Genomic DNA, 16,661 nt, shown 5'->3' with positions numbered 1-16,661 from the left:
TTCGCTTATCTAGTGCTTATCAGGCGTCTAGGTATTTATACTTAGAAAAAAATTTGGCTCGCGACGGCCTCAAATTTTTGCTACAGTTGGTATTGTTTGAAGATTTTTGAAAAAAAGATCTGTTTTGTCAGTTTAAAGATTTTTTTGCTCTTCAATGTGATATTAAAAATATATGTAAATTATCTAAAAATATTTTATAACAATTTGATATTGTTGATATTATATTCTAAATAACTAAGATAAATCCTTTTAGCTTGGTTGATTTTTTAGATATATTTTAATTAAAAATTATGTGTTGTAAAAATCTTGACCCCACCTGAAAACATATTTTTTTGTTAAAGAATTATTTTACGATAATTTGCTACTGGATAATTTCAAAAAATCACAGACATGAGAAAATTAATTACACTCTTATCGGTGTTAATGCTGTATTCTATTGCGGCACTAGCTCAAACCAAAACGATCACCGGTAAGATTGCCACCAAGGACGGTCAGCCTATCGAGGGCGCGTCCATCCGACTGCAGGGTACCAAAACCGGTACCGTTACCAATGGAAAAGGAGAATTTAAGATCAATGCCAAGGAGGGTACGGTACTCCTTATCTCGGCCATTGCCTTCAACGCCGAAAAAATCACCGTCGGCTCCTCCGACCGGTACACGGTCGTCCTGAACCAAAGCATCAGCACCATGGATGAAGTGGTGGTGACCGCGGGTGGTTTGAAGGCCAGGAAAAAGGAACAAGGCTACAACGCCACGGACGTAAAAGGAGAAGAACTGGTGGCGACAAAGCCGGTCGACGTAGCTGCTTCGTTGTCTGGTAAAGTCGCCGGTCTGGAAGTCAGCGACGTCAGCGGCGGGGTCAACCCGAGCTATCGTCTTGTATTGCGCGGCCAGCGGTCGCTGCTGGGGAACAACCAGGCGCTGATCGTCCTGGACGGCTCGGTGGTACCCAATGCGGTGTTGGGCAACCTGAACCCGCAGGACATCGAAAACATCGAGGTACTGAATGGCGCCAGCGCCGTGGCCCTCTACGGGTCCGATGCCTCCAACGGCGCCTTGATCGTTACGACGAAGAAGGGCCGTAAGGGCGCAACCTCCGTCGGCATCGCTCAGACCTTCACCGCCCAAAGCGTCGCCTTTTTCCCGAAGCTGCAGACCGAATTCGGCGGCGGGGGTAACGGCTATGGCGTAAACCCCGACGGTACCCCGGTTTTTTCGGACCTGGAAAACCAGTCTTATGGTCCCCGGTTTAACGGGTCCACCGTAAAATTGGGCAACCCCCTGGAGGATGGCTCCCAACAGTATGTAAAATATTCCGCCAATAACGACCGGAAGAAATTCTGGAATACCGGGATCACCAACCAAACGGATTTCAACCTGACTACCGGTGGCGACAACTCCACCATTTACCTGGCCGGCCAGTATGCCAATGTCACAGGGATCATGCCCGGCGACGCCTATAACAGGGCCACCCTTCGTTTGAACGGCACTCAGAAACTGGTCAACCACGTATCCGCCCAGTATTCGCTCGGCTATACGCAAAACCGGTACAACATCACTACACAGACAAACGACATTTATAACAACCTTTTGAACATCCCGGCCAACGTGCCCATTTTGGAGTTCAAGGACTGGCAGACGAACAAGTTCGCCAACCCGAACGGGTATGAAAACCCCTGGTACCAGAACCCCTATTTCGAAGCGGCCAACAACCGCGAACACACCCGGAACGACTATTTAATCGGGAACGTTCAACTGGACTGGGCGCCGGTATCTTTCCTGAACTTCACCTATCGCCTGGGTCTGACCACGGATAACATTTCCGATCTGCAGACCGTCGACAAGTTCACCTATACGTCATACGCCATCACCGAGAGCGGTGGTTCCAAATCGAACATCGCGGGTGGTGTGACGCAAACCAACAGCTATTATACCCGTCTGACGTCGGACCTGTACTTTACGGCAAAGAAAACCATCCGGGACTTTTCCTTTAACCTGGTGGGCGGTACTTCTTTGCACAACAACCGGTCTGACTATACCAGCGCTTCGGTATCGGGTCTGAATACCCCCGGTCTTTTCAACTTCTCGAACTCCTATAACAAACCTACCGCCAGCAACGGTTACTATCAGGCACGCCTGGTGGGTGCTTATGGAGACTTCAAAATCGGGTTCCATAACTACCTGTTCCTGGATGTCACCGGACGGAACGACTGGGTCTCCATCCTGAACCCGCCGAACAACTCTTTCTTCTATCCTTCGGTAGGGCTGTCCTTTATGGCAACGGATGCGATCCGCGCGCTGAAAGACATCAAGGGGCTCGACTACCTGAAACTCCGCGGAAGCTGGTCCAAGGTCGGCCAGGTGAACCTGACCTCCGACCCGAACTCGACCAGCTTCGGTGCCTATTCGCTGATGACCACGTTCGCACAGCAACTGGGTTTCCCTTACAACGGCGTTCCCGGTTACACGATGACCAATACCGTCGTACAAAACCCGTTGTTGCCTGAAATCACGAAAGGGTACGAATTCGGTGGCGACTTTGCCTTGTTCAACAGCAGGGTAAGCGGCAGCGTTACTTACTACGCCACCCATACGACCAACCAAACCATTCCCGCCACGATTTCCATCACCAGCGGCTTTACCAATTTCCTCCTGAACTCCGGGGAAGTATCCAACAAGGGATTGGAGACCAAGCTCGATGTCATTGCGTTTAAAAGCAGGAATTGGACGGTGGACGTAGGCGGCAATTATTCTCACTACAACAACCAGGTCATTTCCATCAACAGCGCCCTGGTCGGAAACCTGCAAATCGCCGCTTATGGCGCCGCCGGTTCGTTTGCCGTGCCGGGGTATACGTTCCCCGTCATCATGGGAACAGACTACCAGCGTGACGCTTCAGGCCATGTCATTGTGAATGCCCAGAGCGGCCTGCCCCTTGTCAACAACAACATCAAGATACTGGGGAGTGCAGCCGTTAAGGACCAATTGGGTCTGAACCTGAACTTGTCTTATAAAAATGTCCACTTCTTCGTATTGTTCGAGTACAGGGGTGGCAACAGGATCTTCAACAACGGCGGTCCCACCTACGACTGGTCCGGGACCAGCATCCGTACGGTTACCTTCAACCGTCAGCGCTTTGTATTCCCGAACTCCGTATACGAGGACCCCAATCACCCGGGCACCTATATCGCCAATAAAACCGCGGTTATCCAGAACGGTAACGGGAACGACGGTTTCTGGACCGACCAGACCGAAAACATGGGGGTCACCAGCAACTACGTGACGTCCGGTGCATTCTGGAAATTACGCCAGATGAGCATTTCGTACGACCTGCCCCAGAAATGGGCGTCCAAGACCCGTGTCCTAAAGGGTGCTACCATCGCGCTCCAGGGTCGCAACCTGTTTGAGTGGCTGCCCAAATCCAACATTTATACCGACCCCGAGTTTAGTGATGCCGGTTCTGCGAGCAACGGTATCGGGGTAACCAATCTGGAGAATCCCCCCGTTCGTTACTACGGCGGATCGATCTCCTTAACCTTTTAATTTACAGGAAGTATGAAAAAATCAGCGATTATCATAATAGCGTCGGCTGCGATCACGGTGATGGGCGCCTCTTGCAAAAAGTATCTCAACATCAATACCAATCCGAACTCCCCCACGGCCAGCAAGCCGGACTATGTATTGCCCGAGGCGATCGTCTATACGGCAGCCAATGCTTCCGGGTTTAATACCTACGGGGCGGAAACGGCGGGCATGCAGGCGAACGCCGGTGGCTACGGCGGTTTCGGCGACTGGTGGACGTATGACTGGGGCACCAGTGACTATACCAATCTTTGGTCGGGTACGTATGACGCCCTTCAGGATTTTCAATACGTGATCAATGAGACCAAGGACAGCGCGGACATGGCCTACTATACGGCCATAGGTGACATCATGAAGGCCTATAACTTCGAACTGCTTGTAGACGCCTACAACAATTGTCCTTATTCCCAGGCGTTGAAAGCGCCGGCCATCGTCAGCCCGAAGTATGACAGCGCGTCCGCGATCTATGTCGGCCTGGCGAACCTGCTCGACACCGCCATCAACCTGATCAACAACGCGCCGAGCGACGTCGTCGCGATGCCCGCTTCGTCCGATCCCATGTTCGGCGGCACGATGGCGACCTGGAAACAATTCGCCAACACGGTGAAACTGAGGTTGATCATCAGGGCATCTTCCGTCATTTCTTTCCCCAATACGACCTTTGATGCGGCGGGCTTCCTGACAACGGACGCCATCGTCAATCCCGGCTATAACAAAGGGTCGGGTTCCGGTGGTGCTACCCAGCAAAACCCGAATTGGGATTCCTGGGTCGCCCACTATGACAACAGCACGGCCAACCGCGCCTGGATGGCTTGTCTTTATGCTTTTGGCTTCTATAACGGGCAAAAGCTGAACGACGGCGCCAGGATGAGGGCGATCTATTACGACTGTGACTCGATCAACCCCGCCAACGGCTACTATGCCTACGCCAATCAATTGGGGTATGGCGGTCCGATTTCGATCTCCTTCGCGCCCTCCTTTACCAATGCCTGGTATTGCACGTCCTTTGGCCAATCGCCTTCGAGCATCACCTCCACCAACAGCCTTGGTGGAAACATCGGGATCATGAAAGATCCTACCCAGGGGCAACCGCTTATCCTGGCGGCCGAAAGTTATTTCCTTCAAGCCGAGGCCAATTTGAGGGGTATTGTCACCGGGTCCGCGCAGACCAATTTCAACGCCGGGATCGTTGCTTCGTACAATTACCTATATGAACTGGCCAACGGGAGCCTCGCCGCAGGGTTTAACCCGGCGGACAGCGCTGTCGCTTACCAGGCGGCCAACGCCACGAGCTATCTGGCCAACTATGGCGTGGCCACCAGCGACGCGCAGCGTCTGGAGGCCATCATCACCCAGAAGTATATTGCCGTCAACATGATCACCTCCCAGGAGGCCTGGAATGAGTACCGGAGGACACGCTACCCCGTTTCGTCATCCTTTACTTCCAACCCTTACACGTCCATGGTGTCCACCTTGTCCCAGGCGACCCGGCCGGATAAGCTGCCGACGAGGATCATGTATCCCAATACGGAATATTCCTCTAACGCGTCAAACGTGCCGGCCTCGGTCAGCCCGTATACTTCTCTCATATTCTGGGCACTGCCGTAAATCCGGTCTTTTTGTAATGATAAAAACGCAAATTATGAAGATGAAACTCAATATAACATCGGTGATGTTGGCGCTCGGGATAGTGTCGGTTCTGACGTCCTGTCTTAAAGACACGAAGACGCCGGCTGATCCCTCGTTGGGCACCAATAACGTCGTGGAGTTCATGAACAGCTCTGTTCCCATTTCCTACACCAGCATCTATCCCCAATACGACAACGGCGTTACCCTTGTCGGAGACACGGGGGGCTTCAATGTCAATGTCAACTGGACCGGGGCCCAATACGATGCACCCACAGACATCACCGTAAGCATCGCGATCGATACGGCGGCATTGACTGCCTTTAACAACGACCAGGGCACCAGCTATATCCTGCCCCCTACCGATGTTTTTTCGGTGCCCTCCAGCATCGTTATCAAAAAGGGCACGCCCAGCACCATCACCCGGTTTACGGTAACGGGCGCTTCCGATTACGATTATACGAAGAGCTATTGCCTTCCGCTGACGATCACCAGTTCCTCCTACGGGGTTGTCAGCTCTAACTACGGCACGGCCATGTATACGTTCGTCCTGAACAATAAATACGCGGGGACGTATACCACGACCGGTTATTTCTTTCACCCGTCGTCACCCCGCGCGATCAGCGGCGACTACCGGGTGTACACGACCGGGGTGACGACCAATAAGTTCCCCATAGGCGACCTTCCTGCTGGTGGTAACCCCTATTACTTTGTGGCCAGTACCCCCGATGGCGGTGGCGCCCTGACCGGCTATACCGCGGCCGGGAATGCGCCCGCTTCCCCTGCTTCAGGGTTCATGACCCTGGACAACCCGGGTAACGTTAACTATTCCGGTGCGGCGCCGAATGCCCCCGGTACCTCCCCCTACCTGTCTTCCACCTATAACAACTCCTACGACGCTACCAAAAAGATCTATTGGTTACACGTCGGTTATGCCGGTGGTGCTACGGGGCAGACGGGATATACCCGGCAGGTCTATATGGAGATGGTGTCCGATCAGTAGTATCTTCTCCCTATATTAGTACATGCAAAAAGCTATCTTTTCCGATAGCTTTTTGCATATATGGATTATATGAAAGTATTTTTATCGATATGCATGGTCCTGGCGCTGGCGGCTTGCAGGCATAAGTCTTCAGAAAGTGCTGTCTTGCACCTGAGGGGCGCTTTCAACCGGCAGTACTATGTCGAAGCGCTAGGTTTGAATGGGGAAAAATCCACCATCCTTGATTCGGGAAAAGCGGCGAGCAACAGGGACTCCATAGCGATCGAACTCCCCCCCGGTGAAGAAAGGCTTTTCCGGGTGGTGTTTGCCGACAAGGATATCGACATTCTTTTTGTCAATGATGCCAGGAATATCGATATTTTTTGCAACTATGGAACCGGTGTCTATTCCTTTGGACAATCCCCGGCCAGCACCGAATGGCAGGATTTTCAAAAGGACCAGGCGAAGTGTGTCGCGAGCGAACGGTATGGCCGCGACCTGGTGTTTGCGGATACCGTCAGGAACCCGGCCCTGTTCTTAGCGGCGTACGGGATGCTGGATTTTGGGGCTGATTACAAGGGTTTGGACAGTTTTATGCACCGGGCAGGGGTGCGTTTTCCCCGGCATCAGGGTATACAGACCCTGGTAAAGGCTACCCTGGAGTACACCCGGTTATTCGAGAACCCGCTCCGGGTAGGGGATAGTGTCTCCGAATTGACGCTTCCGGATATAAACGGGCTGGAATTTTCAACGTATTCCATCACAAATAAGTATATTTTGATCAATTTCTGGTCACCGTTGGACATGCGGAGCAAGCCTTATCTCGATGCCGTGGAGGAGGAGGGCAGGAAAATGGACGGCCGGCCGCTGGCCGTCTTGTCTGTTGCATTGGATGACCGGTTGGATGCATGGAAAAATATGGTCACTACAGGCAGTTATAGCGGTGTACAATTGATCGATGAAAATATATGGAAGGGACCTTCGGTGAAGGCGTTCCGGTTTGACAGCATCCCCTTCAATTTTTTGATCGGTCCCGATAAAAAAGTCATCGCCAAAGGAATTCCGGCAGATTCCCTGCAAAGCGTACTACATCGTTTCGTATCACATTAATCGTCATAGACATGAAATTCATTATGCTCCTCCTTTTATTATGCGGTATCACCACCGGCGCCTGGGCCCAGGAAACGGTAAAAGGCGACCCGGGTTCCGAGAAACTGATCAGAACGATTCGCCGGGGTGTTTCCCGTTACCTGTGGGAGATCTATGAGGCGGATGCCTATAGTCACAAAGACAAGGATGGCCTGTATAGCGTGGAAACCAACAAAAAGGAACAGCTCGTCAAGGGTCACTACAAGGACAACAAAAAGGTAGGCGTATGGGAATACTACGACGGGGGCGTCCTTGTACAGCAATACGATTTCAGCAAGGATACCTTACTGTTCGATACCACGGACGTCAATACGTTCGTCGCCACCCAATATTCGGTGGAAGCGATCACGGATGAAACGGATACCGTGCTGCCGCCCCGGAAGATAGGGGGTGTGAACTATGGCTTCCTGCTGTTGTTCGACCCCCGGGACTATCCGCCGGACCTGAAGGGCATTTCGTCCGACGTAAAAATGACTTATATGTTTACCATTTCGGAGACGGGAAAACTCCTCAAATGGAAGGTGATGTACGTCGGTCCCACCGTGCAGGAGATCATCCAGGAACGGGAGATCAACCACCTGCCGGCCGACGCTTACGAATTCACGGCCGCCCGGGTCAATGGCAAGCCCGTCCGCAGTACGATCGTATACAGCGTACCGATCACGGTGGATCACCGGCCGGGGATGGGCGGTTCGAATGGGAATGTCACCCGGCATTCGGTCCAGGAAAATTAATGGCCGCGAAAATTAGTGGCCGCCGCCGCAACAAAAGGCGCCGGAGGCCCAACATTTCAGCGCCGGGAAGCGTTTATAACGCAAAATGCTCGTCATGATGAAACGCCTCCTTTCGTTTGCTTGTTTGTTGTTGTTCTTCGGTTCCTGTCTCAAGACGCCCTCCAATACGAACAATTCCAACCAGCAATACGCCTATATCTCCTTTTTGCACCTGGCCTACTACTCGCCGGCGGCGGAATTGTATTTCAATGACTCCCTGGCATCTACCCTGTTGAATCCGCTCCAATTTTCCGGTTCTTACGGCCATTTTTACCCGGTTACTTATGACGTCAAGTTCAAGACGTCCACGGGTACGGTCCTGGGCGACATACCAAGCTCCGCCTATGATACCGCCCAATTTTACACGCTGCTCCTGTATAATGATTCCGTGAATGGATCCGCCAAGGTGGTCAAGATTCAGGATGACTTCTCCGCCGTCGCCTCCGGCCAGGCGTACTACCGCTTTTTTAACATGAGCCCCAGTGCAGGCGCCGTCGACCTGTACCTGGCCGGCAACAAGGTTCAGTCCGCCCGGACCCCGGCCGACAATATCACCCAGCCGGACTTTAACGCATTTAATGCGTATGCGTATGGTTACTATACGGTTACGGTCAAAAAAGCGGGTACGGATACGACCCTGGGGAGTGCGTCGCAGGTCGGGTTCCAGAGCGGAGTGGCCTATACCATTTTTATCGACGGGCCGAAGGATAGCTTGTACTTGAATGTACTGACGGCGCAGTACTAGCCCTTGTCCCAAATGCACCGCTAAGTTGTCCATTTTTGCCGCTACCAGGCCGCTTACGTGCCGGTACTTTTGTACAATGACGCAAATACACGCCTATATTCACTTCAACGGCCGTTGCAGGGAGGCGATGACGTTTTACAAGGAGTGTCTGGGGGCCGATCTTGAACTGGTAGAGGGCGGACAGCGTATTGTCCACGCTTCCTTAAGCAAAGGCGACCTTTTGCTGATGGGGTCCGACATGCATGGCCCCTACACCCTTATCCAGGGAAATTCTATTTCCCTGTCCCTGAATTGCGGCAGCGAGGAGGAGATCCATGTTTTTTTCCAACGATTGTCCATCAATGGTGAGGTCGTTTGCGACCTTATGACCCAGACCTGGGGCGCCCTTTTTGGGGTGGTCAGGGATAGGTTTGGGCTCACCTGGATGTTGAACTATGACCGGCAGACGCAGCCTTAAGCACCGAGGGTTTACCTATTTTGTCGCCGTTTACACCGATCTTGTCTATTTTTTTAAAAAGTTTGCATACTTCTATTATTTTTTTATAAAGTTTCTCTACCTTAGTTAAAGTATTGAGAAATCTAAGAGCGTATATTCGCTCAATGGGTGAGAAGCATTTGTCATATCGAAAAAGTATAATCCAGCAATTATATTTTTCTGAGTCGCTTTCCTGCGCAGAGCTAAGCGACCGAGTTGGCAAAAGTCTGCCCATAGTGACCAAAATTCTCAATGAACTGGTGGAAGAAGGCTATGCGGTGGACACCGGCCTGGCGCCTTCCACCGGGGGAAGGCGAAGCCTGAGGTACGCCCTCAGACCCGATGTGATGTATGTCGTGTCGGTCGCGGTGGATCAGTTTATCACCCGGATCGTCCTCCTGGATATGTATAACAAACCCCTGGGGGCGTTGGAAAAGTTCGAACTGCCCCTGGAAGATAATCCCCGCTCCTTACAGGAGTTGACGGACCGGATCGATGACGTGATCCGGGCATCGGGGGTGGACCGGGGAAGGATCGCGGGGGTTGGCATCGGGATGCCGGGGTTTGTGGACCCGATCAAGGGGGTGAATTTTACTTTTTTGGCGGCGCCTTCGGGTACGCTGACAGCATATATGGAAGACAGGCTCCAACTGCCTGTTTTTATTGGTAACGACTCCAGCCTTATCGCCCTGGCGGAACTAAAGTTCGGTGCAGCGCGAGATAGGAAAACGGCGATGGTGATCAACATAAGCTGGGGCATAGGGCTGGGTTTGGTGCTGAATTCGGAATTGTTCAGGGGGGAGAATGGATTTGCCGGTGAGTTTAGTCATCTACCCTTGTTCCTTAACGGCAAGATCTGCAGTTGTGGAAAAAGGGGATGTCTGGAAACGGAAGCATCATTGCTGGTGGTGTTGGACAAGGCAAGGGAAGGATTGAAACAAGGCAAACAGTCCTTGATCAGGAGGTTGTCGGAAAGCCACCACGAAGAGGATATGGAGGCCGTCACCGAGGCTGCGCGCCGGGGCGACCAATTTGCCATAGGTCTTTTGTCGGAAGCGGGATATACCCTCGGGCGGGGAGCGGCGGTGCTGATCCACCTGCTGAACCCGGAAACGATCATCCTGAGCGGCAGGGGCGCTTCACCCGGCATCCTTTGGCAGACACCGATCCAGCAAGCATTAAATGAACACTGCATACCCCGCCTTGCATCCGGCACGAGCATACAGGTCTCGACGCTGGGCTACAATGCGGCCATCATCGGGGCAGCTGCCCTGGTAATGGATCATCACTACTGATCCCAATCGATCTTACATTTTTTTAGATACCTACGGGTAAGGGGAGCCCTTTGTCCCTATGCTAAAACGGTTTTGCTGTATAATTAAAATCAATCCAACTGTTATGGGAAAATCCAAAAATTTCCTTTTGCTTTTTGCGCTCCTATGTCTGGGGAGCCTGGCAGCCTTCGGGCAGAAGAGGACCGTCTCGGGGACGGTGCGGGATAGTGCGGGAGCTGCCCTCCCGGGCATTTCCGTGACCCTGAAAGGAACCAGGACGGGCGCCGTCACGGACGCCAATGGGCACTACCAGGTGCAGGCTTCCGCGAAAGACGTCCTGGTATTTAGTGGCGTAGGATATGCCGCCCAGGAAGTAAAAGCGGGTTCTCCCGATTTATCTGTCGCCCTGGGTGCCGCGCATGCGGAGCTGGGTGAGGTCGTGGTGACCTCTCTCGGCATTAAAAAGCAAGCCCGCGCGCTGGGGTATGCTGTAAGTACGGTTTCTGCCAAAGACATTACCGAGAGCGGGAGCACCAACTTTGCTTCCGCTTTGTACGGGAAGGCCGCCGGGGTCAAGATCTCTACGGCACCCGGGGGTGCGAGCAGCGCGGTGTCGGTACAGATCCGCGGGGTGTCTTCCATCGGTTTGAATACCCAGCCGCTGTACGTGGTGGACGGGGTACCTATCCGGTTGTATAATGACCTGTCCGGCAATTCCGGGAACGGGTCCAACAACAACGGGTACTGGAGCGATCAGCGCATCGAGGCCAACGGCGTGCTGGACATCAACCCGGATGATATCGAAAGCATTACCATCCTGAAAGGAGCAAGCGCATCCGCCCTTTATGGATCCGAAGCAACGAACGGGGTCATGGTCATCACGACGAAGAAGGGTTCCAAATCCCGCGGGCTGGGTGTGGACTTCAACTATACAGCCACCATGGAAAAGCTGGCTTACCAACCGGACTATCAGAACGAGTATGGCCCGGGGTATGACGCACAGACCAACGTAGCCAACGGCATCGCCGACGCGACCGGTTGGGCCACCGCGGACACTTTCCACCACCCTTATTGGCGCTCTTATGCGGAATTCGGTCCGAAGTTCGACGGTTCCACCGTACGCTACTGGGACGGAACTTTCCGCAAGTATGTCGCGCACCCCAACAACTTCAAAGACTTTTTCAGCACGGGGTATAATTCCACCGCCAACGCGGCCATTTCGGGTGCGGGGGACAACGGAAACTTCCGGTTGTCCTATACGCGTTTCGACTACAAGAGCATCATGCCCGGGACAAACCTGAACAAGAACAACTTCAACTTCAACGGGACCCTGAAGCTCAACAACCGGGTCAGCGTGGACCTGGTATCGACCTATAACAATACGTTTACGCACAACCGGACCTACCAGATGGGGCAGATCTTCGGTTCCTACGGCGGTTTTTTCAGCCGGGCGGACGATATGAGTGCGTATTTCGATCACTACCAGACGACGGATGGGTATAAATATGTCCTGCCCTCGAACAACTCTTATGACCAAAACCAGAAGCTGGCCTACAACATCCGCGCCACGAACCTCCTGGATTACCTGTGGACGCAGCTGAGGGACAGCTACAATGAATCCCAGAACCGGTTTATCAACAGCCTTACCCTGAATGTCGGGCTAACCGATGACCTGAAGATCCGCGGCCGCGTCGGTGGTGACTTCACCAGCCTGGGGATCGAAGAGAAAGACCACAACACACAACCTGCATCGCTGGGGTATACAGGTTATTACGGGGTGACCAGCAATACGTTCAACATCTTCTATGGAGATGGTTTGATCACGTACAGCCCCAAGATCAACAACGACCTGAGCCTGAGCGCCAGCGCCGGTTATACAGCCCGTAAAATGGTCTATCATTACCAGAACACGGGGACCACGAACGGTTTGCAGGACGAGGATTTCTTTAGCATCAGCAATTCCGCCGGCGCCGTTTCCTCCAACGCTTACCGTCAGGAACAGGTGGATGTGGCCGGCTTTGGTATACTGGACCTGAACTACAAAAGTTTCCTGTACCTGGAAGGGACCGGCCGTTACGAGTCGTCCTCCACCCTTCCCGCGGCCAACAACAGCTATTTGTATCCCTCCTTCAACGGCGGTTTTATTCTTAGCGACGTTGTCAAGCTGCCGACGTTCTTCAACTATGCCAAGCTCCGGGGCTCCTGGGGGTTGGTGGGGAACCATCCCGGTATTTACCAGGCCAACGTCGCCTACAACCAGTCTGCCCTTACCTATAACAACACCAACCTGTTGTTCCAGGCTTCCAACAGCAGCGGTTTCGGGAACAACAGTATCACCAGCGAACAGAAACGCGAGGCCGAATTCGGGCTTGAAACACGGATGCTGAACGACCGGATCGGTTTGGACGTATCGTATTACAACAACAAGGTCAACCACCAGATCCTGACGTTGTCGACCGCTACCTCTGTCGGGGCTTCTTCGGTCCTGGCCAATGCGGGCAACCTGTCGAACTACGGGATCGAGGCAGCTATCACCGGGCAAATCATCAACAGGCGCGACTTCCGCTGGACGAGCCGGTTCAATTTCGCCATCAACAAGAATAAGCTGGTCGCGCTTCCGAATGGTTTGAGCACGCTGGATTTCAGCAGCCAGGACGGCGGATACCTGATCATCCGCGGCAAGGTGGGTGATCCCCTGGGGAATATCTATGTACATCCCAAGGCAACGGACGCCAAAGGAAACGCCGTCATCGACGACTATGGTTTTTATACCGTCAATACCAATGCCTATCAGTACGCGGGGAACATCATGCCCAAGGTCGTAGGCGGTTTTTCAAACTCCTTCTCCTACAAGGAATTCTCCCTGGACTTCACCCTCGACTATCGTTTTGGGGGTAAAATGGTGTCTATCCCCACCTATTATCAGATCGGGTCCGGGATGTACAAGAACACGCTCCAATATCGTGATGCCGCGCACGGTGGTATTCCCTATGTCGTCAACAGCGACGCCAACGCCGACTATACCGCGTCTTCTGCCGGTACCCGGACCGATGGCGTGATTCTCCCCGGTGTGACCTCCAGCGGTGCCACGAACACCAAGGTCATCACGGCGGCCATGTACTACGAGAATGCCTACAACTGGGAAACGGCCGGTTTGTATCAGAACGCCGTATTCGACAACAGCTATATCAAATTCCGCGAGGTTACGCTGAGCTACAACCTCCCCAAGGCCATCACTTCCAAGATCCATTTCCAGGGTTTGCAGTTGTCGCTGATCGGCAGGAACCTGTTCTATCTCTACAAAACGCTGCCCCATGGCATCGATCCGGAAGCAACCGTTGGTTCCTCCTGGCTCAGCCAGGGTCTCGACGGCGGTGCCGCTGCCCCGACCAGGAGCATGGGTGTTAGCTTAAAGGCCAGGTTCTAATTTTTTTATTCTAAACAGAATATCATGAAACGACTTTTGATAAGTGCCTCTTTTCTCCTCGTCCTGGCCGGGTCTTTCAGCTCCTGCAAAAAGACCATTGAGGGCGACTACCTCAACCCGGAACTGACGACGACCGGTGACCTGAGCAAGCTGTTGAGCGGTATGTACCTCAACAAGCGGATACACCCGTCTTACTGGGACTATACGACCTTCCTGCTGCCGACGCTCGGGGCGTATTCCCAATTGTCGGTCAACGCACCGGCAACCCAGGAGTATGTGCCCTCCATGACGTACAACCAGAACCGCTGGGATGATTACTATTCCGGTTCCGTACCGTCTTCCGGTTCCTCGTACGACTACAACTATAACGGTCCCGGCATCATGAGCACCTACCGGGAAATGCAAACGACTTATGCCGCCCTGTCTGCTACGGAACAGGCCAAGCAATACGTTTACCTGGCTTGTGCCCAGGTCGTTCTTGCGGACCAGACCGCTCAAATGGTGGATCTTTGGGGGGATATTCCCTTCTCCCAGGCCGGCTCCCTGAATACCAGCAGCCGTTCGGTCTCTTATGCGAAATTCGACGACGCGGCAGGGCTCTATGACACCCTGATCGCCAACCTGAAGACGCTCAATACTTTCTTCGATACGGTCTCCCTGTCCACGGAAGTGTCTTCGAACCTGCAAAAACAGGACATCCTGCTGGGTGGCAGCCTTACCCTTTGGCGGAGGTATGTCAATTCCCTGAGGTTTCGTCTCCTGATGCGGATCTCATATCAGAATACGTCGGAGGCGCAGACCGAGGTAACGGCGATGCTGGCCGACCCTACGACCTATCCGATGATCACGGACAATACCATGAACGTGACGCTGAAGGAAAGCCCTACCACGCTGAAGAGTGATCTGCTGAGCGCTTTTACGGCCAATCCCTACGCCCCGGCCTATCTCCTGGACACACTGATGGCAGCCAACAATGACCCGCGTACCGCCGTCCTTTGGGACTCGGTAAGGGGCCAGGCTTATCACGGGTTCCCCACCAATGGGACGGTGTCCGATTATGACAATGGCGGATGGGCTACGTTCGATTCCGCTACGTTCATGTATAACTACAACGTGCCCGGCGTACTGTTCACCGCCGCCGAAGTCAGCTTCCTGACTGCCGAAGCGAACGAACGCTGGGGCGCGGGTTCTACTTCCGCCGCCACGGCTTATGCCAACGGGATCAACCAGTCTGTCGCCTTCTACTACGGGATCAACCAATCCAAGATCCTGAGCGCGGGCACCTGGGCCTCCCTGGCGTCTCCTTCCCAGGCCTCCATCGACGCGTATATCGCGGGATCCAATATCGCCTATTCGGGAACCCAGGCGCACAAGCTCGCCCTGATCGGTACTCAAAACTGGTTAAACTTTTTCATCCTCCAGTCCGGCCAGGCCTGGGCGGAGTTGAGGCGGACCAAATACCCCGCCCTGACCTTCCCAACGGCCAGCTATGGGGATGCACCCCAGCCGCCTACCCGTTTGTTGTATCCCACCACCGAGTCGGAGTACAATGCTTCGAACTATGCGACGGTGTCTTCCAAGGATACGCGGACGACGAAGATTTTCTGGGATGTACGATAGTTAAGGTTCCGATAGTTCGGCCGAATGGCCGCGCCGCCGCAGGCGGTGTTAATAGTAAGAGCAAACAACGAGAGGCCCCGGCTTTTGCCGGGGCCAATTTTTTTAGTTCAGGTGCTGCTTCTTATACTGCTGTGGGCTCAGCCCCACTTCTTTCTTAAACAGGCGCGAGAAATACGGAAGGTTTTCAAACCCCAGGCTGTAGGCGATCTCCGCCACCGTCTGGTCCGCACCCCTGAGCAGGTTTTTCGCTTCCCCGATCAGGAAAAGATGGATGAGCTCTATGGCGGTCTTCCCGGTTTCGGCCTTGAGGAGGTCGCTGAGGTAGCGGGGGGAGAGGTGCAGCCTGGACGCCATCAACCCCACCGTCGGTAAGCCTTCCTTACCGTGCGCCGCCAGGACTTCCTGGAATTTTGATACGGTTACCCCCGAAAGGGTCGTACGCGAAATGAACTGCCGCTTGTAAAACCGCTGGGCGTATTTCAGGATCGAGCTGATGTGGGTCAGGATGATGTCCCTGCTGTATTCGTCCTCGTTGTTGCGGTACTCCGCTTCGATCTGGTCGAACAGTTCCCAGATGATCTTTTCTTCCCTGGGGGACAGGTGCAAGGCCTCGTTTGTTTCGTATTCGAAGAACGTATACTTTTTCAGCTCATTGAAAAGGGTGTGCCCGGTCAAGAGGTCTTCATGCAAAAGGATCATAAAGGCATCTTCCTCCATTTGTACATCCCTGAATTGCATCACCTGTCGTGGTTTGACAAAAAACATGGACCCGTTCTCATGGTCATAGGTTGTGCGCCCATAGCGGATGACGCCGGAACGCAGCTTTTTAAAGGCGATCATGTAGAAGTCACCCGTGAACTCCTGTTCGCCAAACGGACAGGCCACCGTGCCGTTACAGCGGATGATGCTTAGCAGGGGATTTTCCGGGGGCGGGAAACCGTTTTGGCGGTGCATGTCCGTCAGGGTCTTGAAGTGGATCATGGGATAAAGGTATTGCGTTTTATAGGG

General features: G+C 53.4%; 11 protein-coding genes. 10 read left to right on the top strand and 1 reads right to left on the bottom strand.

From position 1 onward, the window contains the following. Nucleotides 1-390: 390 nt before the first annotated feature. The 10 genes from EDB95_RS00715 to EDB95_RS00670 all read left to right on the top strand — a co-directional run bounded on the left by EDB95_RS00715 (nucleotide 391) and on the right by EDB95_RS00670 (nucleotide 15,653). Entirely contained in the window at nucleotides 391-3,543 is a 3,153-nt protein-coding gene (locus EDB95_RS00715) for a SusC/RagA family TonB-linked outer membrane protein (protein ID WP_133989600.1), read from the top strand. A 12-nt stretch (nucleotides 3,544-3,555) separates the two neighbouring features. Further along, complete coding sequence (locus tag EDB95_RS00710; protein ID WP_133989598.1) at nucleotides 3,556-5,190, top strand: SusD/RagB family nutrient-binding outer membrane lipoprotein; 1,635 nt, start codon at nucleotides 3,556-3,558, stop codon at nucleotides 5,188-5,190. 40 nt (nucleotides 5,191-5,230) lie between these two features. After that, nucleotides 5,231-6,211, top strand: coding sequence for a DUF1735 domain-containing protein (locus tag EDB95_RS00705; protein ID WP_162852438.1), 981 nt, complete (start codon nucleotides 5,231-5,233; stop codon nucleotides 6,209-6,211). A 69-nt stretch (nucleotides 6,212-6,280) separates the two neighbouring features. Further along, nucleotides 6,281-7,300 (top strand): TlpA family protein disulfide reductase, encoded by a 1,020-nt coding sequence (locus EDB95_RS00700; protein ID WP_133989594.1) that lies wholly within the window; start codon nucleotides 6,281-6,283, stop codon nucleotides 7,298-7,300. An 11-nt stretch (nucleotides 7,301-7,311) separates the two neighbouring features. Continuing rightward, nucleotides 7,312-8,073: a hypothetical protein gene (locus tag EDB95_RS00695; RefSeq protein ID WP_133989592.1), complete on the top strand. Its 762-nt coding sequence runs from the start codon at nucleotides 7,312-7,314 to the stop codon at nucleotides 8,071-8,073. A 94-nt stretch (nucleotides 8,074-8,167) separates the two neighbouring features. Beyond that, nucleotides 8,168-8,857 (top strand): DUF4397 domain-containing protein, encoded by a 690-nt coding sequence (locus tag EDB95_RS00690; RefSeq protein ID WP_162852437.1) that lies wholly within the window; start codon nucleotides 8,168-8,170, stop codon nucleotides 8,855-8,857. A 76-nt stretch (nucleotides 8,858-8,933) separates the two neighbouring features. Continuing rightward, nucleotides 8,934-9,314 carry a VOC family protein gene (locus EDB95_RS00685; RefSeq protein WP_133989588.1) on the top strand — a complete coding sequence of 127 codons (381 nt, stop codon included), beginning with the start codon at nucleotides 8,934-8,936 and terminating at the stop codon, nucleotides 9,312-9,314. A gap of 254 nt (nucleotides 9,315-9,568) precedes the next feature. Continuing rightward, nucleotides 9,569-10,627 (top strand): ROK family protein, encoded by a 1,059-nt coding sequence (locus EDB95_RS00680; protein ID WP_246073423.1) that lies wholly within the window; start codon nucleotides 9,569-9,571, stop codon nucleotides 10,625-10,627. Nucleotides 10,628-10,730: 103 nt separating this feature from the next. After that, complete coding sequence (locus tag EDB95_RS00675) at nucleotides 10,731-14,033, top strand: SusC/RagA family TonB-linked outer membrane protein (protein WP_133989584.1); 3,303 nt, start codon at nucleotides 10,731-10,733, stop codon at nucleotides 14,031-14,033. 24 nt (nucleotides 14,034-14,057) lie between these two features. After that, nucleotides 14,058-15,653, top strand: a complete 1,596-nt coding sequence (locus EDB95_RS00670; protein ID WP_133989582.1) for a SusD/RagB family nutrient-binding outer membrane lipoprotein — start codon at nucleotides 14,058-14,060, stop codon at nucleotides 15,651-15,653. 102 nt (nucleotides 15,654-15,755) lie between these two features. On the opposite strand, the gene EDB95_RS00665 is transcribed toward EDB95_RS00670, so the two are convergent. After that, entirely contained in the window at nucleotides 15,756-16,634 is an 879-nt protein-coding gene (locus EDB95_RS00665) for a helix-turn-helix domain-containing protein (RefSeq protein ID WP_133989580.1), read from the bottom strand. Nucleotides 16,635-16,661: the final 27 nt, after the last annotated feature.

It is taken from the genome of Dinghuibacter silviterrae, from assembly GCF_004366355.1.
Classification (GTDB): domain Bacteria; phylum Bacteroidota; class Bacteroidia; order Chitinophagales; family Chitinophagaceae; genus Dinghuibacter; species Dinghuibacter silviterrae.
Note: the sequence above shows the minus strand (reverse complement) of the source record. Positions and strands in the feature narration are given on the sequence as shown.